Here is a 19,091-nt window from a genome sequence, read left to right as displayed (position 1 = left end):
CGCGCGGGCGGCCTTCTTACGCCGGCGCCTCAGGAGTTCACACGGTAGGAGGCGATGGCCTGTTCATAGACGGCGGTCACCTTGTCCCGCTCGTTCTCCGGGCCGATCACCTGGATGACGTGGTAGCGGCCGTCGACGATCATCGCGAGGTTGCGGACGTACACCTCGCGCCCGGTCTCGTCCTGCCAGGTGAACTGCCCCTCCGCCATGGCCTGCCGGCCGACGTCGATACGGCGCAGCCCGGTCGCCGATGACCAGCTGGAGTCCCGGAAGGGCTGCAACTCCCTTTCCTTGTCGCTCTGGTAGACGAGGGGGTCGCCGCCGTTCGCCTCCACGGTGTCGCGGCCGGGCACGACCAGCAGGCTGAACCCGTCGCTGCCGTACCTGACCTGACGGTCGGCGCCGCCGGCGCTGCGCTGCCAGCCCTTGAGCACGCCGACCTCGAAGCCCTCGGCGTCCTTGCGCAGGGTGTATCCGGGTGCGAGCGCGACGGCCGAGCGGCTGGTCTGCGGCTGCTCCGCGCCGGGCGACTGGGACGGAGACGGCGGCTCGGACTGTGCCGGGGGCTTTCCGTCGGAGGTATCGGGGGCGCCGCTGTCCGAGGCCGCTGGGGTCGAGCCCTTGGAGCCGGAGGGGGAGCCCTGGCCGGCACCACTGTCCGCCCTGGGCATGAACATCACGGCGTACGCGATGGCGGCGGCCAGGCCGAGCAGGATCAGGGCGAGCAGGAGCCGCCCGAGTCGCCGCGGCGCACGCCCCTCGCTCTGCCGGGGGCGGGACGGAGTGCGCAGCGCCTTGGGGCCCTTGGGCTCGCGGGCCGGCCGCGGCTTCTCGTACCGCTCGGGTCCCTCCCTCGTCTGGCGGTGGCGGCCGTGCGCAGAGGCGCCGCCCATGCGGCCGCGGCGCTTGCGGACCAGCTCGCCCCGGCGGCGTACGACGGGCAGCCGGGTGCCGTCGACGGACGGCAGCGGCACGACGTCGAGACCGGCCTCGGGCTCGGGCGCCGACCGTACGAGGGAGCGCAGCCAGCCGCTCAGCTCCTCGAAGTCCGGACGTTCGGTGGGGTCCTGACGCAGCAGCGATTCGACGACCGGGCGCAGCGGACCGCACTCCTCGGCGAAGGCGGGCGGCTCGCCGCAGACCATCTGGACGAGCTCGGCCGCGTTCTCCTCGGGGTACGGGGCGTGGCCCTGGACGGAGCGGTAGAGCAGGGCTCCGAGCGCCCAGAGGTCGGTGGCGGGGCCGATGGGCGGCGCCAATTGCCAGTTCTCGTGCACCGGTCCGGCCTGCTCGGGTGCCCAGCGCTCGGTGACGGCGCCGACGACGGCGATCCGAGCCTGCCGGGCGCGCTCGGCGGCGAGGGTGGTGGCGGGGCCGCGGTAGGCGGGCGCTCCCTGGTCATCGGCGACGATGTCGTCCCAGCGGCCGGAGGTGGGGTGCTGTTGGGACTCTCGCTGCTGAGGTGCGGGGTTGCCGTGGCGACGGGCGTCGGCGCGCAGGGCGTCCTCGTTGGAGCCGCCTGCGGAAACAGGGCGCCCGAAGTCGGCGCCGTCGCCCCACGAACCGATCAGGTGCATCCGCCGGTTGGGCGGCACCTGGCCATGGTGACCCCCGTCGCCGCCGTCGCTGCCGTACGGGGGGTCGTACTCGTCGTCGTCCTCGTCGTCGTACGGGTCCGTCGCGCTGGGGCCCCACCCGCCCGTCAGCTGCGGGCGGCCGGTGTCGGGCGGTCCGGGACGCTGGACGGGGAGGCTGCCGGTCTCGTTCGCCTCCCCCGGCTCGCCGGGGGAGGCGCGTCGCTGGTCCTCGCTGACGCGTGCGGCGGCTCGGGCGCCCGCGCGGTAGGCGGCGATGGCTCCGGCGCGCGCGGCTCGCAGCTGCGCGGAGCCGTCTGTGCCGGGGGCGGCCGTGTCGGGGTGCAGGGGCGACCGTACGGCTTCCAGTTCACCGGCCGGACCGCGCGAGGACGGCAGCTCGACGGGCCCGGCGGCCGGGGCGGACGGTACGTACGGACCGGTCGGGCCCGACTCGAGTGCGGGCCGCCCGTACCCGTTCTCGTCCTCGGGCTGCGGCGTCGGCACGTACCCGCACAACGCCTCCTCCGCCGCACCGGCAGCCAGACCGGTCAGCATGACGCGTCCGTCGTCGCAGATCAGCACCGTACGGGCGGTGATGTTCCGGTGGGTCCAGCCGTGCGCATGCAGTACGCGCAGGGCCATCAGCACGTCGGAGCCGATCTCGGCGGCCCGGTACGGATTCAGCGGCCGCTCGGCAAGCAGCGCGGCCAGCGGGCGGGCCGCGACCAGTTCGCTCACGATCCAGAGCGATCCGTCCTCGGCGAACACGTCGAAGACCTGGTCGAGCCTCGGATGGTCGGGCACCTGGGCCGCGGCCTGCGCGGCCTCGATCGCGCGCCGGACCGCGGGGTCCGTGGACCGTCGCACCGTACGCCCGCCGACCCGCCGCACGGCCGGCGGCAGCCCGTCCCCGTCGAGCACCTCGGCGTCCACGACCTCCGGCAGCGGCACCTGCCGCACCAGGACTTCCTGTCCGCTGTATGTGTCGAACGCCCGGGTCTCGACCAGTTCGTACTCGTCGGAAGGCGGCCGCGGCAGGCGGTAGCGGTCGGCAAGCACCCGACCCGCATAGTCGTCCACGACGCCTCCCCAGAGCGCGCTGTCCCCCCGGTCACCGAGACCGCATCAACCGTCAATTGCGGTCACACACTGCGCAATTCGCCTACGGTTATGACTGCGTACGGTCCTCGGTCTCTCACCATACGTGGCAAGCGCCGGCCGCGCGGCAGGGTCGGCGCAACCCGCCGCTCAGTCCTTGGGCCGGAACGTGGCGAACGCCGTCTCACGCAGGGTCCGGCACTCCTCGCCGTTCCACTCGCTCGCCCTGCAGCTGATCATGATCGAGTAGCCGTGCGTGGCATCGACCTTGAAGCCCCGGTTGAGCACCCGGCTCCGCTGCCCGTTCTCATTGCGCTCGAACTGCCAGTCGGCGACGGTCGGATAGCCGTTGAAATCGACCGTCTTGATCCCGAGGTGCCGGTAACCACTGCTGGTGGCCGCGATGTAGCCCTTGGCCGCGTTCCAGGCCGCGGCGGCGTCGTCCTTGGGAGAACTGTTGTAGTCGACCTGGACACGCGGGTAGCCACCGTTCACGGCGTAGATCCGGCCGGAGTTGGCGCCCGCGATCTTGTAGGGCGTGAAGCTCTTGGGCATCGCCATCACGAAGTGGAACCGCTTGTCGGTGACCGTCTTGTAGCCGTCGGGCAGCGCGCCCGCCTTGTCCGATCCCTTGGGCTTGGAGTCGTCCGCCCCCTTGCCCGAGCCGTTGTCCTTGTTCTTGCCCTTGTCCTCCCCCTGATCGGCGCTCGGCTCCTGGCCCTGCCCGGGGTCCTGGTCCTTGCCGGAGCCGGCGCTCGCGGAAGCCCCCGCCGAGGCCGACGCCTTGCCGGAACCACTGCCCCGGTTGTCCGTGTCGCCCCCGCCGAGCGAGAGCGCCAGGACGGTGCCGAGCACGACGAGCACGACGACGGCCGCGATGATCGTCAGGGTGCGACGGGGCACCACGTCCGTGAGGGACGCGCGGCCCGGCGCGTTCGACGTGCCGCCCGGGCGCTGCGGCGGTACGCCCCCGGAGGCGGAGGCCGCCGGAACCTTCGGCCGGGCCGGAGCCGTGGAAACGGCAGAGGGCGCGACGGAGACAGGAGCGGCGACAGCCGCACCCGCTCCGGGCGCCGCCTTCGCGGTCCGTACGGAGCGCAGCGCACCGCGCAGCCGGTCACGGGTGCCCTCCGCCGCCTCACCGGACTTCGACGCTCCCTTGGTGCGGGGAGCGGCGACGCTGCCGGGCAGCGCCATGACCTGGGTGGAGTCGGCCGGCGGGGGCACCACCGGGGCCGGCTTGTCGGCGGCCTGGATCACATCGTTGAGCAGGGCCCGCGCACCCGCGTCGTCGAGCCGCTGCTCCGGGTCCCTGGCGAGCAGGCCGTAGATGACCTCTTCCAGAGGACCCGCGTTCTTGGGTGGGTCGAGCGGCTCGGTCATCACCGCGGTCAGGGTGGCGATCGCCGACCCCTTGTCGTAGGGCGGGGAGCCCTCGACGCTCGCGTACAGCAGTCCGCCGAGCGACCACAGGTCCGCGGGCGGCCCCGGCTTGTGCCCGCGGGCGCGCTCCGGCGAGATGTACGAGGGTGCGCCGACGAGCATGCCCGTCGAGGTGACGGACGGGTCGCCCTCGACCTGGGCGATGCCGAAGTCGGTCAGCACGACCCGGCCGTCCTCGGCGATCAGCACATTGGACGGCTTCACATCGCGGTGCAGAATGCCCTCGCGGTGCGCAGACCGCAGCACGTCAAGGATGGCGAGACCGACCTCGGCCGCACGCTTCGGCGTCAGCACACCGTCCTCGCGCACCGCCTCGGCGAGCGACTTGCCCTCGATGAGTTCCATCACGATCCACGGCCGGTCGTCCTCGTCGACCACGTCGTAGACCGTCACCGCACCGTTGTTGCGGATCCTGGCGATCGCCTTCGCCTCGCGCAGTGTGCGCGTGATGAGCCGACGCTTCTCGTCCTCGTCGATGGCCGACGGGAACCGCAGCTCCTTGACCGCGACCGTGCGGCCCAGCGTTTCGTCGACGGCACGCCAGACCGTGCCCATACCGCCCCGGCCGAGCACCTCCCCGAGCCGGTACCTACCCGCAAGGAGACGTCCATCCGTGTCCCGTTGGGGCTCCCGTGCCTGCTCCGCCTCCGACATGCGTCCCCTCTGCGATCAACCCGCCCTGGCAGAGCGTTCATTGTCCCTCACCCCGGGACCGGTCGTGGTGCCGGGTCCGGGTCCGTCATGATGTGGCCGGAGGAAGGGACTCCCTGCCATGCCGACACTCAGGGCGCTGCGCGCCACCCTGGTGGTGCTCACGCTGTTCGGCCTTGGAACAGCGAGCCTGCCCAGCGAACCACACCTCACGCCCGCAGCCGCATACCTGCCCCGGCTCGTCGCCGGGGGCGGCGCCCCGGCCGCGGCACTTCTCGCCCAGGACGCCTCCTCCGCCCATCGCACCACCTACCGTTCGACGGGCCCCGGGATCCGCTCGGCGGACCGGTTCCGGGCAGGCAGCATCACCAAGACGTTCGTCGCGACGGTCGTCCTCCAACTCGCCCGGGAGCGCAGGCTGCAGCTGTCGGACACCGTCGACCGTCATCTGCCCGGGCTGGTACGCGGCCACGGCAACGACGGCCGCCGCATCACCCTGCGCGCGCTGCTCACCCACACGAGCGGCCTCTACAACTACACCGCGGCCCCGGACGCGCCCCCTGTCTCCGCCGTCGCCGCGATCCATACGGCCGTGGCCCACCGCCCCACGAACACCGACGGCAGTTACTCCTACTCCAACACCGATTACGTCCTGCTCGGCCTGGTTGTTCAACGCGTCACCGGACACGGCTACGCCACCGAGATCAGACGCCGCATCATCGACCCCCTCCGCCTCACCGGCACGTCGCTCCCCGGCGCCCGCACCGACCTGCCCGCCCCGCACGGGCACGGCTACTCCCGCGACCCGGCCGACGGAACCCTCCGCGATGTCACCGCCCTCGATCCGCGCACCGCGGGCGCCGCCGGAGAGCTGATCTCCACACTCGCCGATCTGAACCGCTTCTACTCGGCCCTGCTGGGCGGTCGCCTGCTGCCGCCCGCCCAGCTGAGCACCCTGCTGAACACCGGGACGACGCACGGGATCTACGGCATGGGCATCTACCCGCAGGAGCTTCCGTGCGGTACGACCGTCTGGGGTCACAACGGCCGCATCGCGGGCAGCTACGTCCGTACCGCAGCCACCCGCGACGGCCGGCACACCCTGACGTTCCGCGTCAACACGGACTCCCTGACCGGAGCGACCCTCGAACCGGCGCTCCTCGAAGCCGAGTTCTGCCCTGCGGGGCGGAACCGTCACCGCACCTCCTGAAGGGCCACCGAGCGGCTCGGACCGGCTGTCGAACCGGCTCAGATGGGCACGATGTCCGGCGCCCCGAGCCGCGCCGCGTCCGCCGTCAGGTCGTCCGGCTGACGCTGCGACTCCCGCTCCGCCTGCACCCGCTTCTCGTAGTGCTCCACCTCCCGCTCGATCTGCCCCTTGTCCCAGCCCAGGACCGGCGCCATCAGCTCCGCGCATATCCGCGCGGAGCGCGTGCCGCGGTCGAAGGTCTCGATGGAGATCCGAGTCCGCCGCGTCAGGACGTCGTCGAGGTGACGGGCCCCCTCGTGCGAGGCGGCGTAGACGATCTCGGCCTTCAGATAGTCGTCCGCCGCCGGCAGCGGCTCGCCCAGCGAAGGATCGGCGACGATCAGCTCCAGGATCTCCTCGGTCATGGACCCGAACCGGTTCAGCAGATGCTCCACCCGGGCGACATGCAGCCCGGTGCGGGCCGCGATCCTCGCCCGCGCGTTCCACAGCGCCCGGTAACCCTCCGCGCCCAGCAGCGGGATGTCCTCCGTGACACAGTCGGCGACCCGCTGGTCGAGGCCGTGCACCGCCTCGTCCACGGCGTCCTTCGCCATCACGCGGTACGTCGTGTACTTGCCGCCCGCGACGACGACGAGCCCCGGCGCCGGGTGCGCCACCGTGTGCTCGCGCGACAGCTTGCTGGTCGCGTCCGACTCGCCGGCCAGCAGCGGCCGCAGCCCTGCATAGACACCCTCGACGTCATCTCTGGTCAGCGGGGTGGCCAGGACCGAATTGACGTGTTCGAGGAGGTAGTCGATATCGGCGCTGGACGCCGCCGGGTGCGCCTTGTCCAGGTCCCAGTCGGTGTCCGTCGTCCCGATGATCCAGTGGCGGCCCCACGGAATCACGAACAGCACGGACTTCTCGGTCCGCAGGATGAGCCCGGTCGAGGAGTGGACGCGGTCCTTCGGGACGACCAGGTGGATGCCCTTGGACGCCCGGACGTGGAACTGTCCGCGCTCACCGATCAGCGACTGGGTGTCGTCCGTCCACACCCCGGTCGCATTGACCACCTGCTTGGCCCGGACCTCGTACTCCCTGCCCGTCTCGACGTCCTCCACCCGCGCGCCGACGACCCGTTCGCCCTCACGCAGGAAGCCGATCACCCGCGCCCGGTTCGCCACCTGTGCGCCGTATCCGGAGGCCGTGCGCACCAGCGCCGCCACGTAGCGGGCGTCGTCCATCTGGGCGTCGTAGTACTGCAACGCCCCGACCAGCGCGTCCTTCCTCAGTGCGGGCGCGACCTGCAGGGCCCGACGGCGGGAGAGGTGCCGGTGCACGGGCAGCCCGCGACCGTGCCCCGACGACACCGACATCGCGTCGTACAGCGCGACGCCCGAACCGGCGTAGAGCCGCTCCCAGCCCTTGTGCTGCAACGGATAGAGGAACGGCACCGGCTTCACCAGATGCGGGGCGAGCCGCTCCAGCAGCAGTCCGCGCTCCTTCAGCGCCTCCCGCACGAGCGCGAAGTCGAGCATCTCCAGATAACGCAGCCCACCATGGATCAGCTTGCTCGATCTGCTCGACGTGCCGGACGCCCAGTCGCGCGCCTCGACCAGTCCGGTCGAGAGCCCTCGCGTCACCGCATCCAGCGCCGTCCCGGCGCCGACCACGCCCGCCCCCACGACCAGCACGTCCAGTTCGCGCTCGGCCATCGCGGCGAGCGCATCGGCGCGCTCCGCAGGTCCCAGTGTCGCTGTCCTCACCGTTGCCTCCCGGTAGTTCGGGGTGGGTCCGGCACGGGGCTGCGGTCCGACCGGGGGGTCGGGCGCCCGTACCCACCTCTCGATTCTGTCCGCGGTCCGCGACTTCAGCCACCGCCTGTGGACAACACCCGGGCGACAGGACCCGCACAATGCGACATATAGGTCATATTTACGCCTAGTCTGACATTGCGCTGTCCCCAGCGGTTGCGCTTTCTGCCCTCATGGTCTTAGGGAAGGACGGCCACCTCTATGCCCGCAGACCTCGCCGTCATCGGACTCGGTCACCTCGGCCTGCCCCTCGCCCAGGCCGCCGTCGCCGCCGGTGTCCACACCGTCGGCTACGACACCGACCCACGCCCGTTCACCGAGCTCTCCGCCGGCCGCACCCCCGTCGAAGGCTCCCTCACCGCCTCGGAGATCCGCCGGATGCTCTCGGGGGGCTTCCGGCCCACCACCGACCCGGCCGAACTGGGCCGGATCCGTACCGCCGTGATCTGCGCGCCGACTCCCCTCGGCGCCGACCGCACGATCGACCTCACCGCCGTCGGTGACGCCACCCGCGCCCTCGCCGCCAGACTCCGCCCGCACACCACGGTCCTGCTGGAGTCGGCCGTGCCCCCCGGCACCACCGAGAGCTTCGTGCGCCCCCTCCTCGAAGAGGGCTCAGGACTGCGCGCCGGACGCGACTTCCACCTCGCCTGCTCCCCCAGCCGTCTCGACCCGGGCAACCGCGCCCACGTCTACGCCAACACCCCCAAGGTCATCGGCGGCCTCACCCCCGCCTGCACCGAATCGGCCGCCGCGTTCTACGGCCGGCTCACCGACAAGGTCGTACGCGCCCGCGGGCCGCGCGAGGCCGAGATGACGAAGGTTCTGGAGACCAACTTCCGGCACGTCAACATCGCCCTGGTGAACGAGATGGCGGTGCTCTGCCACGACCTCGGCGTCGACCTCTGGGACGTCATCCGGTGCGCCGAGACCAAGCCGTTCGGCTTCGAGCCCTTCCGCCCGGGCCCCGGCGTCGGAGGCCACTGCGCCCCGGTCGACCCGGGCTATCTCCCGTACAACAGCCGCACCCCCGGCCACCCGCTGCGGATGGTCTCGCTGGCCCAGGAGATCAACGACCGGATGCCGAGCTACGTGATCCAGCGCTGCGCCACCCTGCTGAACGAACACGGCAAGTCCGTCCGCGGCGCCAGGGTCCTGCTCCTCGGCGTCACCTACAAGCCGGACCTCGCCGACCAGGAAGCGTCTCCCGCCCGGGAGATCGCGACGCGGCTGATGGACATGGGCGCGCAGATCGGTTACCACGACCCTCACGTCCTGGACTGGCGCGTACGCGAACTGCCCGTCCCGCGCGCGGACTCGCTGTACGAGGCGGCGGCGAGCGCGGACCTGACGCTGCTGCTGCAGCACCACCGTACCTACGACCTCCAGGGTCTCGCCGTGAAGGCCCAACTCCTCCTGGACACCCGTGGCGCCACCCCGGCCGGAGCCGCGCACCGGTTGTGAGCGCAGTTCCCCCAAGGATTTGGGGATACCACCATGAGTCAGCCCGTGCCACCGCCGAACCAGCCGTACGACGCCTCTCCCGTCGGCAACCCGTTCGCGGGCCAGCAGCCGGGTCAGCCCGGCGTCCCGACCGGCAACCCGTTCGCCGGTCAGCAGCCGGGCCAGCCGGGCCAGTTCGGCGGCGCGCCGTTCGCACCGGCCGGTCCCGTCCGTAACAGCATCGGTCTCGGCCTGCTCGCCGCCGTCGTCGCGGCGGCCGTCGCCGCGGGCGTCTACGGCGCGATCGTCGGCGCCACCGAGTACCAGATCGGCTACGCGGCCGTGGGCGTCGGCTTCCTCGTCGGCTTCGCAGCGGGCAAGGTCGGCGGCCGCAACCCCGCGCTCCCGGTCCTCAGCGCGGTGCTCGCGCTGGTCTCCGTCTACTTCGGGCAGCTGCTCGGTGAGGCGATGATCGCCGCGAAGAAACTCCCGGTCACCGTCTCCGAGCTGTTCCTCGACCACTTCGGTCTGCTGAACGACGCGTGGAAGGCCGACGCCGGCCCGCTCACCTTCGTCTTCATCGCGATCGCCGCGTTCTCCGGGGCCAAGAAGGCCGCGGGCTGATCCGGCTCGTACGGGAGGGCCCGGACCGCTGATGCGGTCCGGGCCCTCCCGTAGGTCCGGGAACGATCAGCGGCGGTGCTGCGAGTCCGCCACCGTCACCTCGACGCGCTGGAACTCCTTGAGGTCGCTGTATCCCGTCGTCGCCATCGCCCGGCGCAGCGCACCGAAGATGTTCATCGAACCGTCGGGGGTGTGCGAGGGACCCGTGAGGACCTCTTCCGTCGTGCCGACGGAGCCCAGGTCGACCAGCTTGCCGCGCGGCACGTCCTCGTGGACGGCCTCCATGCCCCAGTGCCGGCCGCGCCCGGGCGCGTCCGTCGCGCGGGCCAGCGGGGAGCCCATCATCACGGCGTCCGCACCGCAGGCGATCGCCTTCGGCAGGTCGCCGGACCAGCCGACGCCGCCGTCCGCGATCACGTGCACGTACCGGCCACCGGACTCGTCCATGTAGTCGCGGCGGGCCCCGGCCACATCGGCGACCGCGGTCGCCATCGGGACCTGGATGCCGAAGACGTTGCGCGTGGTGTGCGCGGCGCCGCCGCCGAAGCCGACGAGGACACCTGCCGCGCCGGTCCGCATCAGGTGCAGGGCCGCGGTGTACGTGGCGCAGCCGCCGACGATGACCGGAACGTCGAGCTCGTAGATGAACTGCTTGAGGTTGAGCGGCTCCGCCGCGCCCGAGACGTGCTCGGCGGAGACCGTTGTACCGCGGATGACGAAGATGTCCACACCCGCGTCGACGACGGCCTTGGAGAACTGAGCGGTGCGCTGCGGCGAGAGCGCGGCGGCGGTGACGACACCGGAGTCGCGCACCTCCTTGATGCGCTGCCCGATCAGCTCCTCCTGGATCGGAGCCGCGTAGATCTCCTGGAGACGGCGGGTCGCCGACTCCACGGGCATCTCGGCGATCTCGTCGAGGAGCGGCTGCGGGTCGGCGTGCCGGGTCCACAGGCCCTCGAGGTTGAGGACACCGAGGCCGCCCAGCTCGCCGATCCTGATCGCGGTCTGCGGGGAGACCACGGAGTCCATGGGAGCGGCCAGGAACGGCAGCTCGAACCGGTAGGCATCGATCTGCCAGGCGATCGAGACCTCCTTCGGGTCGCGGGTGCGGCGGCTCGGAACGACGGCGATGTCGTCGAATGCGTACGCCCGGCGGCCGCGCTTGCCGCGCCCGATCTCGATCTCAGTCACGATGGTGTGGCCTTTCCCTCTACGTCTGCGTTGTCCAGTATCCCCGACACACGGCTGAGGGGCGGTCCCAGGAACCCCGGACCGCCCCTCAGCTGCGCTGTTGCGTTACTTCCTGCTGTAGTTCGGTGCTTCGACCGTCATCTGGATGTCGTGCGGGTGGCTCTCCTTGAGGCCCGCCGAGGTGATCCGTACGAACCGGCCGTTGGCCTGGAGCTCCGGGACGGTGCGGCCGCCGACGTAGAACATCGACTGGCGCAGACCGCCGGTGAGCTGGTGGACGACCGCGGAGAGCGGGCCGCGGTACGGGACCTGGCCCTCGATGCCCTCGGGGACGAGCTTCTCGTCGGAGGCGACGCCCTCCTGGAAGTAGCGGTCCTTGGAGAACGACTTGCGGTCGCCACGGGTCTGCATCGCGGCGAGCGAACCCATGCCGCGGTACGACTTGAACTGCTTGCCGTTGATGAAGAGCAGCTCGCCCGGGGACTCCTCGCAGCCCGCGAGCAGCGAGCCGAGCATCACGGTGTCCGCGCCGGCCACGAGGGCCTTGGCGATGTCGCCGGAGTACTGCAGACCGCCGTCGCCGATGACCGGGACACCGGCCGCCCTGGCCGCGAGCGAGGCCTCGTAGATGGCCGTGACCTGCGGGACGCCGATACCGGCGACGACGCGGGTGGTGCAGATCGAACCGGGGCCGACACCGACCTTGATGCCGTCGACGCCCGCGTCGATCAGCGCCTGGGCGCCATCACGGGTGGCGATGTTGCCGCCGATGACGTCGACGCCCGACGCGTTCGACTTGATCTTGGCGACCATGTCGGAGACGAGGCGGGAGTGGCCGTGCGCGGTGTCGACGACGATGAAGTCGACGCCCGCCTCGACGAGCGCCTGGGCCCGCTCGAAGGCGTCGCCCGCGACGCCGACGGCGGCGCCGACCAGCAGCCGGCCTTCCTTGTCCTTCGCGGCGTTCGGGTACTTCTCGGCCTTGACGAAGTCCTTGACGGTGATGAGGCCCTTGAGGACCCCGGCGTCGTCGACCAGCGGAAGCTTCTCGATCTTGTGGCGGCGCAGCAGCTCCATGGCGTCCGCGCCGGAGATGCCGACCTTCCCGGTGACGAGCGGCATCGGCGTCATGACCTCGCGCACCTGGCGCGAACGGTCGGACTCGAAGGCCATGTCACGGTTGGTGACGATGCCGAGCAGCTTGCCCGCGGCGTCGGTGACCGGCACGCCACTGATGCGGAACTTGGCGCACAGCTCGTCGGCGTCGCGCAGCGTCGCGTCCGGGTGCACCGTGATCGGGTCGGTGACCATGCCGGACTCGGAGCGCTTCACCAGGTCGACCTGGTTGGCCTGGTCGGCGATGGAGAGATTGCGGTGCAGCACACCGGCGCCGCCCTGCCGGGCCATGGCGATCGCCATGCGGGCTTCGGTGACCTTGTCCATCGCTGCGGAGAGCAGCGGGATGTTCACCCGTACGTTCTTGGAGATGTACGAGGAGGTGTCGATCTGATCGGGCGCCATGTCGGACGCGCCGGGCAGCAGCAGCACGTCGTCGTATGTCAGCCCGAGCGTCGCGAATTTCTCGGGCACTCCGTCGACGTTTGCAGTCATGACACCTTCCCCAAATAGCCTTGATCGGTGCGGATGTCCATGCTAACGGCCTCCGGGGGTGTCTCATTCCACGATCAAGATCACCTGGGGGTTCTGTAGCTTCGTACGGAACCTGCGTGCGAGGAAATCCGGCGCCGTTCTACTGCTCGGCAAGGGCGCGCAGCCTGCTCAGTGCGCGGTGCTGGGCGACCCGGACCGCGCCCGGCGACATGCCGAGCATCTGTCCGGTCTCCTCGGCGGTCAGACCGACCGCGACCCGCAGAACCAGCAGTTCACGCTGGTTCTCCGGGAGGTTGGCGAGGAGCTTCTTCGCCCAGGCGGCATCGCTGCTGAGCAGCGCACGCTCCTCGGGCCCGAGTGAATCGTCCGGCCGCTCCGGCATCTCGTCGGAGGGCACGGCCGTCGACCCCGGGTGTCGCATCGCGGCCCGCTGCAGATCGGCGACCTTGTGGCCGGCGATGGCGAAGACAAAAGCCTCGAAGGGCCTGCCGGTGTCCTTGTAGCGCGGCAACGCCATCAGCACCGCGACACAGACCTCCTGCGCCAGGTCCTCCACGAAGTGGCGAGCATCACCGGGCAGCCGGTTCAGCCTGGACCTGCAGTAGCGCAGCGCGAGGGGGTGGACATGGGCCAGCAGATCATGGGTGGCCTGGGCGTCGCCGTCGACGGCACGGTGCACCAGGGCACCGATCACCGTCGTCTCGTCGTCACGCATCGGACCATGGTGCCTCGACGCCGTGTCATCCGCGGCACCGCGTCCGTAGTTGTGCACCGAAGCGTTATGAGCGGGTGCGCCGGAAGTCATGTCCTGCGCCCTCCCCTTCCGCGCGTCCGAATCGTTCCCGAGGAACTCCACATCTCAAGGATGCGTCATCGGCCGGGAAGCGTCACATACCGAGGCTGCCGGGCGACCGATCGACGCCCTGCCGCCCCCGTCACCCCGTCACCCCGTCCGCCACGGTGCGGACGGGGAAGCGGCCGACTACCGGTCATGGCCGGTCATCAGCGGACCAGGCCCCAGCGGAAACCGAGCGCGACAGCGTGTGCCCGGTCCGAGGCGCCGAGCTTCTTGAACAGCCGCCTGGCATGCGTCTTCACCGTGTCCTCGGAGAGGAAGAGCTCGCGCCCGATCTCCGCGTTGGAACGGCCATGGCTCATCCCTTCGAGCACTTGGATCTCACGCGCGGTGAGCGTGGGTGCCGCACCCATCTCGGCGGACCGCAGCCGACGCGGGGCGAGCCGCCACGTCGGATCGGCCAGCGCCTGGGTGACGGTCGCCCGCAGCTCCGCGCGGGAGGCGTCCTTGTGCAGATAGCCGCGGGCACCGGCGGCGACCGCGAGCGCGACACCGTCCAGGTCCTCCGCGACGGTCAGCATGATGATCCGGGCCCCGGGGTCGGCGGAGAGCAGCCGCCGGACCGTCTCCACACCCCCCAGACCGGGCATGCGTACGTCCATCAGAATCAGATCCGAACGGTCGGCCCCCCAGCGGCGGAGTACTTCCTCGCCGTTGGCCGCCGTCGTCACACGCTCGACGCCGGGCACGGTCGCGACCGCCCGACGGAGCGCTTCTCGGGCAAGCGGGGAGTCGTCGCAGACGAGGACGGATGTCATGACCGTCCTCCGCAGCTGATGCGCGTCACCTTGAACCTCCAGGCTGATACAAGTCGTCACCTGTGCGGTTGACGCTCTCGGACATCTGCCCGATCGCTTCTTCTGCCAACCGCCTCCGCACTCTCAACGACGGTCACTCGAAAGAGTTACGGGTCCGAGGACCGAGTTCGGCACTCTACGTGACTGACCGAATACAGCGGAGAGCCGCGCGGATGGTCAAGCCGTCAATCGAACTTTCACTGGAACGTATGCCCCATTTAGCAGGTTTTCTTCCCTTTTGCTGGTGTCTGTGGCTAGATTCGCAATCAGTCATATTTACATCTACTAGCACCGTAGATGTACGGTCATGGGCACCGGTCCAACGACGAACGACAACGACGTTTCCGACCCAGCATGGTTTCGAGGGGACAAGCAATGGCAGATTTCTCCCGCCTTCCCGGACCCAACGCCGATCTGTGGGACTGGCAGCTGCTGGCGGCCTGCCGTGGGGTCGACAGCTCGCTGTTCTTCCATCCGGAGGGTGAACGGGGAGCGGCACGGAGCGCCCGCGAAAACTCAGCGAAAGAGGTCTGCATGCGCTGCCCGGTACGCGCCGAGTGCGCAGCGCACGCACTGGCGGTGCGCGAGCCCTACGGAGTGTGGGGCGGACTGACCGAGGACGAGCGCGAGGAGCTCATGGGGCGGGCCCGCACCCGGCTGATCGCGGCAGCGGCACCTACAGGGATGGTCGCCCCATCCGGGCACGGCTGACCCTTCCGCACCCCGCACAACAACGGAAGAAACGTTCCTGCACCGCATGTCTGCGGGCGCGGGCCACCGGCATGTGCCGACCCCGGTCTAGCGGGCAGCCGCCAGGGACAGCTGGTCCAGCGTGGCCGCCACCGCGGGGACCTGGGCCAGATCGGGAAGAGTCAGCGCGACGATCTCGCGTTCGATCGCCGGCTCCACCGTCACGGTACGAGCCCCCTTGGGGCGCACCGACTCGATCGCGAGTTCCGGAAGCACGGCCACTCCCAGACCGGCGCCGACCAGACCGATCACCGCAGGGTAGTCGTCGGTGGCGAAGTCGATCCGGGGGATGAAGCCGGACTCCTCGCAGACCTCCACCAGCTGTTGGCGGCAGCGCGGGCAGCCCGCGATCCAGGACTCGTCGGCCAGTTCACCGATCCCCACCGCGTCCGCACCGGCCAGCCGGTGCCCGTCGGGAACCAGGCCGATCAGCCGGTCGGTGAGCAGCGGGCGCACGACCAGGTCCTCCCACTCGCCACCCGAGGCGCCGTAGCGGAACGCCAGCGCGATGTCGCAGTCACCCTCCCTGAGCATCTCGACCGAGCGCGGCGGCTCCGCCTCGACCAGGGAGACCCTCGTCCCCGGGTGGGCGGCGCGCAGGGCGGCGAGCGCCCCGGGGACCAGGGTGGAGCTGCCGCTGGGGAACGAGACGAGCCGGACCCGGCCGGCCCGCAGCCCGGCGATCGCGGCGACCTCCTCCTCGGCGGCGGTCAGCCCGGCGAGGATGCCGGACGCGTGACGCACCAGCGCCTCACCCGCCTGGGTGAGCCGCATCTCGCGGCCTGTGCGGATCAGCAGCGGGGTGCCGGCGGAGGATTCCAGGGCCTTCATCTGCTGGCTGACCGCGGGCTGGGTGCACCCGAGTTCGCGCGCGGCGGCGGAGAACGAGCCGGTGGCGGCCACGGCGCGCAGGACACGGAGATGACGGGCTTCGATCACCCTTCAACCATAAGGGCAGCTTGGGACAGATGCGAATTATTGGCATGCGACTTTGAGGGTGAGGTCGCTAGCGTGCGGCGTATGGAACTGCTGAGCGTGAATGCGGGACGGCCCAGGGCCGTCGACTACACCGACGCCGCCGGTGGCGTGACCGGGATCGACAAGCAACCGGCCGACGGCCCGGTGCGGGTCACCGACCCCGGCCCCAAGGGCACCGGCGGCAGCGGGGTGGCCGGGGACGCGGTGTGCGATCTGCGCCATCACGGCGGCTCGGACCAGGCGGTGTACGCCGTCGCCCGCGAGGATCTCGACACCTGGGAGCGTTCGCTCGGCCGCCCGCTGGCCAACGGCGCGTTCGGCGAGAACCTGACGACCGCCGGACTGGACGTGAGTGGCGCGAGGATCGGCGAGCGCTGGCGGATCGGCCCCGATCTGGTCCTTGAGGTGACGTCGGGTCGCATTCCGTGCCGTACCTTCGCCGGTCATCTCGGAGAGAAGCGCTGGGTCAAGCGGTTCACGGAGGCGGCCGCTCCGGGTGCCTACCTCCGGGTGATCGAGCCGGGCGAGATCCGCGCCGGGGACCCGGTCGAGATCGTGCACCGGCCGGACCACGACGTCACCGTACGGATGGAGTTCCTGGCGGCCACGGTGCGACGGGACCTGCTGAAGGAGCTGCTCGTGGCCCGGGACGCACTGCATCCCGAGACGCTGCGCGCCGCCCTGACGTACGTGGAGTCGCGGGCACCGGGCGAGTGATCAGTGGGGTGTGCGGGGCACTAACGTGCCGCGTATGACGACTGCACTGATTACGGGCGCGACCGCGGGAATCGGGGCCGCCTTCGCGCGACGTCTCGCGGCCGACGGGCACAACCTGGTGCTGGTGGCGCGCACCACCGAGCGGCTCCGGGAACAGGCCACCGAGCTGCACGACCGGCACGGCATCGAGGCCGAGGTGCTGACCGCCGACCTCTCCGAGGACGACGGGATCGCCTCGGTCGAGGCACGGTTGACGGACCGTCGGCACCCGGTCGACCTTCTGGTCAACAATGCCGGGTTCGGCAACAAGGGCCGCTATCTGGATGTGTCGATGGCGGACGAGCTGAAGATGCTGAAGGTGCACTGCGAGGCGGTGCTGCGGCTGACCTCGGCGGCCGCGGCGGGGATGAAGGAACGCGGGCGGGGCGGGGTGGTCAATGTGGCCTCGGTGGCGGCGTTCGTACCGCGCGGGACGTACGGCGCGTCCAAGGCGTGGGTCGTTCAGTTCACCCAGGGCGCGGCGAAGGACCTGGCCGGCTCGGGGGTGCGGCTGATGGCGCTGTGCCCCGGCTTCGTACGGACCGAGTTCCATGAACGCGCCGGGATGGGAACCGACAACATTCCGGGCTGGATGTGGCTCGACGCGGACAGGCTGGTCGCCTCGGCGCTGGCGGATCTGGCGCGCGGGAAGTCGGTGTCGATCCCGGACGCGCGGTACAAGGCGCTGATGGGGCTGGTGAAGGTGGCGCCGCGCGGCCTGCTCGGAGGGGTCACCTCCAAGACAGGCCGCAAGTACGGTCCGCAGTAGGGCGGTCGGACGGTGTGCGGATTACTCGACGCCGCGGCCCGCGTAGGTATCGGTGTCGAGATCCGCATTTGTGGAAGGTGTTGTTTTGAAGTTCTCTCCTCCGCGAGCGGGGAGATTCCTGCCTACCTTGCGGTGGCGGGTTGGACGCGTTGCCGCGCCTGACGACTGCGCCTTCCGGCAGCCGGGATCGCCACGAGGCCGATCCGGTAGAGATGCAGGACATTGCGGCCCGCGTTGTGGTCGGCGTTGCCCGACCACCCGCAGTCCGGGTTCTTGCAGACGAATACCGCCTGGCTCTCCCGGTTCCCTGGCGTGGTGACACCACACATCGAGCAGCGCTGGGAGGTGCCGGGGGCTGGGACCTTGACCAGGTTGCCGCCGCGCCGGGTGAGCTTGTAATCGAGCATGGCGACCATGCGTCCCCAAGCCTCGGCGAGGATGGACCGGTTGAGACCGGCCTTCCGCGCGACGTTCTTGCCGGGTCGGTCGATGGCGCCCTTGGCGGATTTGACCATGTTCGTGATCTGTAAAGCCTCCACCACGACGGTGCCGTACGTGCGGGCGATAGTCGTAGTGGTCTTGTGCTGCCAGTCCTGACGTCGGCGCTTGGCTTTCGCGCGTAGCCGGGCAATCTGGTCGTACACATGCTGCAAACGCTTCGATGCCTTCTCGCCGCGCTTGCGGTACTGCCGGAGCGCGGCGGAGCGGCGCTCCAGGCACAGAAGTTTGGCCTGCTCCCTGTCAGTCAGCCACGCACCGTGCTCGAACTTCCCGCCGTCGGACAAGGCGAGGGGGATAGTTACGCCTACATCGATACCGACTTCCGGGCCCTTATGAGGCTCGGGTTCAGGTTCGAGGGTCTGAACGCGGAAGGAGATGTGCCAGCCGAGGTCGTCCTTGACCAACCGAGCCCCAGTGATCCGATTGTTCTGGTCGGCACGCTTGCCGACCGGCAGGTCCTTCGTCCAGCGGAACCGGACCCGGCCGACCTTGGGGATGTTGACCACGCCCCACCTGCGATGGACGCGGACGATGTTCAGATGCTGCCCCTGTGGGATGTCCAGGGACATGACCGTGCGGATGCGGGTCTTGAAGTTCGGGGCGTCCGCACGGCCGCCCCAGCAATTCTTCCACGCCTGCACGTACGTCTTCAGCACCGCTTGCGCGGCCTGAGCCGGGACAACGGCAAGGAAGTCGATGTCCTTGCGGGATTGGCGTATCGCGGCATCCGCATGGGCCAGGGTCCGCTGGTCCTTCGGCATCATCTGCCACCACGCGTGCAGGAGATTCCACATCGCCCGGGCAGCGTGTGCCTGCTCATCGAGCTTGAGACTGAGGGCAGGAGTCATAGCAAGCCGGGCACGATGCCCGAACTGTCGCTTCACCACTGCCTGCTCGCTCATGAACACGAAGCCAACACTGACTCACGAGACCTCATGGGACTTGAACACCGATGCCCGAACTTGCCCCACGCGAGCCAGTATCTGCACATGCGCAAACTCTTTGCCGTCGCAAGACGATCACGACCCCACTCCAACCCAATT

The 19,091-nt window shown here is 70.3% G+C and carries 15 protein-coding genes; 6 read left to right on the top strand and 9 right to left on the bottom strand.

Annotated features, from left to right (window positions below; translation table 11 throughout):
• Positions 1 to 29: 29 nt before the first annotated feature.
• Positions 30 to 2,657 carry a protein kinase gene (locus AB0I23_RS04505; RefSeq protein ID WP_359106702.1) on the bottom strand — a complete coding sequence of 876 codons (2,628 nt, stop codon included), beginning with the start codon at positions 2,655 to 2,657 and terminating at the stop codon, positions 30 to 32.
• Positions 2,658 to 2,825: 168 nt separating this feature from the next.
• Positions 2,826 to 4,772: a serine/threonine-protein kinase gene (locus AB0I23_RS04500; protein WP_359106700.1), complete on the bottom strand. Its 1,947-nt coding sequence runs from the start codon at positions 4,770 to 4,772 to the stop codon at positions 2,826 to 2,828.
• Positions 4,773 to 4,890: 118 nt separating this feature from the next.
• Here AB0I23_RS04500 and AB0I23_RS04495 point away from each other — a divergent pair, with 118 nt between their 5' ends.
• Positions 4,891 to 5,979, top strand: a complete 1,089-nt coding sequence (locus tag AB0I23_RS04495) for a serine hydrolase domain-containing protein (protein WP_359106698.1) — start codon at positions 4,891 to 4,893, stop codon at positions 5,977 to 5,979.
• Between the two features lie 38 nt (positions 5,980 to 6,017).
• Here the strand turns inward: AB0I23_RS04495 and AB0I23_RS04490 are convergent, their stop codons facing one another.
• The gene (locus tag AB0I23_RS04490) at positions 6,018 to 7,724 is read right to left on the bottom strand and encodes a glycerol-3-phosphate dehydrogenase/oxidase (RefSeq protein WP_359106696.1); all 1,707 of its coding nucleotides are present in this window, start codon (positions 7,722 to 7,724) and stop codon (positions 6,018 to 6,020) included.
• Between the two features lie 249 nt (positions 7,725 to 7,973).
• Here AB0I23_RS04490 and AB0I23_RS04485 point away from each other — a divergent pair, with 249 nt between their 5' ends.
• Both AB0I23_RS04485 and AB0I23_RS04480 read left to right on the top strand, forming a co-directional pair.
• Positions 7,974 to 9,236, top strand: a complete 1,263-nt coding sequence (locus AB0I23_RS04485) for a nucleotide sugar dehydrogenase (RefSeq protein WP_359106695.1) — start codon at positions 7,974 to 7,976, stop codon at positions 9,234 to 9,236.
• 33 nt (positions 9,237 to 9,269) lie between these two features.
• Positions 9,270 to 9,839, top strand: coding sequence for a hypothetical protein (locus AB0I23_RS04480; RefSeq protein WP_359106693.1), 570 nt, complete (start codon positions 9,270 to 9,272; stop codon positions 9,837 to 9,839).
• Positions 9,840 to 9,905: 66 nt separating this feature from the next.
• Here AB0I23_RS04480 and AB0I23_RS04475 read toward each other — a convergent pair whose 3' ends face one another.
• The 4 genes from AB0I23_RS04475 to AB0I23_RS04460 all read right to left on the bottom strand — a co-directional run bounded on the left by AB0I23_RS04475 (position 9,906) and on the right by AB0I23_RS04460 (position 14,255).
• Entirely contained in the window at positions 9,906 to 11,030 is a 1,125-nt protein-coding gene (locus AB0I23_RS04475; RefSeq protein ID WP_030914322.1) for a GuaB3 family IMP dehydrogenase-related protein, read from the bottom strand.
• Between the two features lie 105 nt (positions 11,031 to 11,135).
• On the bottom strand, positions 11,136 to 12,641 hold the full coding sequence (guaB, locus tag AB0I23_RS04470; protein WP_359106691.1) for an IMP dehydrogenase: 1,506 nt from the start codon (positions 12,639 to 12,641) through the stop codon (positions 11,136 to 11,138).
• Positions 12,642 to 12,780: 139 nt separating this feature from the next.
• Entirely contained in the window at positions 12,781 to 13,356 is a 576-nt protein-coding gene (locus tag AB0I23_RS04465) for a sigma-70 family RNA polymerase sigma factor (RefSeq protein WP_030084428.1), read from the bottom strand.
• Positions 13,357 to 13,643: 287 nt separating this feature from the next.
• On the bottom strand, positions 13,644 to 14,255 hold the full coding sequence (locus AB0I23_RS04460) for a response regulator transcription factor (RefSeq protein WP_003948568.1): 612 nt from the start codon (positions 14,253 to 14,255) through the stop codon (positions 13,644 to 13,646).
• A 414-nt stretch (positions 14,256 to 14,669) separates the two neighbouring features.
• On the opposite strand from AB0I23_RS04460, the gene AB0I23_RS04455 reads away from it, so the two are divergent.
• Positions 14,670 to 15,005 carry a WhiB family transcriptional regulator gene (locus AB0I23_RS04455; RefSeq protein WP_359106689.1) on the top strand — a complete coding sequence of 112 codons (336 nt, stop codon included), beginning with the start codon at positions 14,670 to 14,672 and terminating at the stop codon, positions 15,003 to 15,005.
• Between the two features lie 87 nt (positions 15,006 to 15,092).
• Here the strand turns inward: AB0I23_RS04455 and AB0I23_RS04450 are convergent, their stop codons facing one another.
• Positions 15,093 to 15,983 (bottom strand): LysR family transcriptional regulator, encoded by an 891-nt coding sequence (locus tag AB0I23_RS04450; protein ID WP_359106687.1) that lies wholly within the window; start codon positions 15,981 to 15,983, stop codon positions 15,093 to 15,095.
• Between the two features lie 81 nt (positions 15,984 to 16,064).
• Between AB0I23_RS04450 and AB0I23_RS04445 the strand changes: the two genes are divergently transcribed.
• Positions 16,065 to 16,739, top strand: coding sequence for an MOSC domain-containing protein (locus tag AB0I23_RS04445; protein ID WP_359106685.1), 675 nt, complete (start codon positions 16,065 to 16,067; stop codon positions 16,737 to 16,739).
• A gap of 34 nt (positions 16,740 to 16,773) precedes the next feature.
• Positions 16,774 to 17,547, top strand: a complete 774-nt coding sequence (locus tag AB0I23_RS04440) for an SDR family NAD(P)-dependent oxidoreductase (RefSeq protein WP_359106683.1) — start codon at positions 16,774 to 16,776, stop codon at positions 17,545 to 17,547.
• Between the two features lie 122 nt (positions 17,548 to 17,669).
• Here the strand turns inward: AB0I23_RS04440 and AB0I23_RS04435 are convergent, their stop codons facing one another.
• A complete protein-coding gene (locus AB0I23_RS04435) occupies positions 17,670 to 18,950 on the bottom strand; it encodes an RNA-guided endonuclease InsQ/TnpB family protein (protein WP_359106682.1) in 1,281 nt (426 codons plus the stop codon).
• Positions 18,951 to 19,091: the final 141 nt, after the last annotated feature.

Source organism: Streptomyces atratus (assembly GCF_040655115.1).
Lineage (GTDB): Bacteria > Actinomycetota > Actinomycetes > Streptomycetales > Streptomycetaceae > Streptomyces > Streptomyces atratus_D.
Note: the sequence above shows the minus strand (reverse complement) of the source record. Positions and strands in the feature narration are given on the sequence as shown.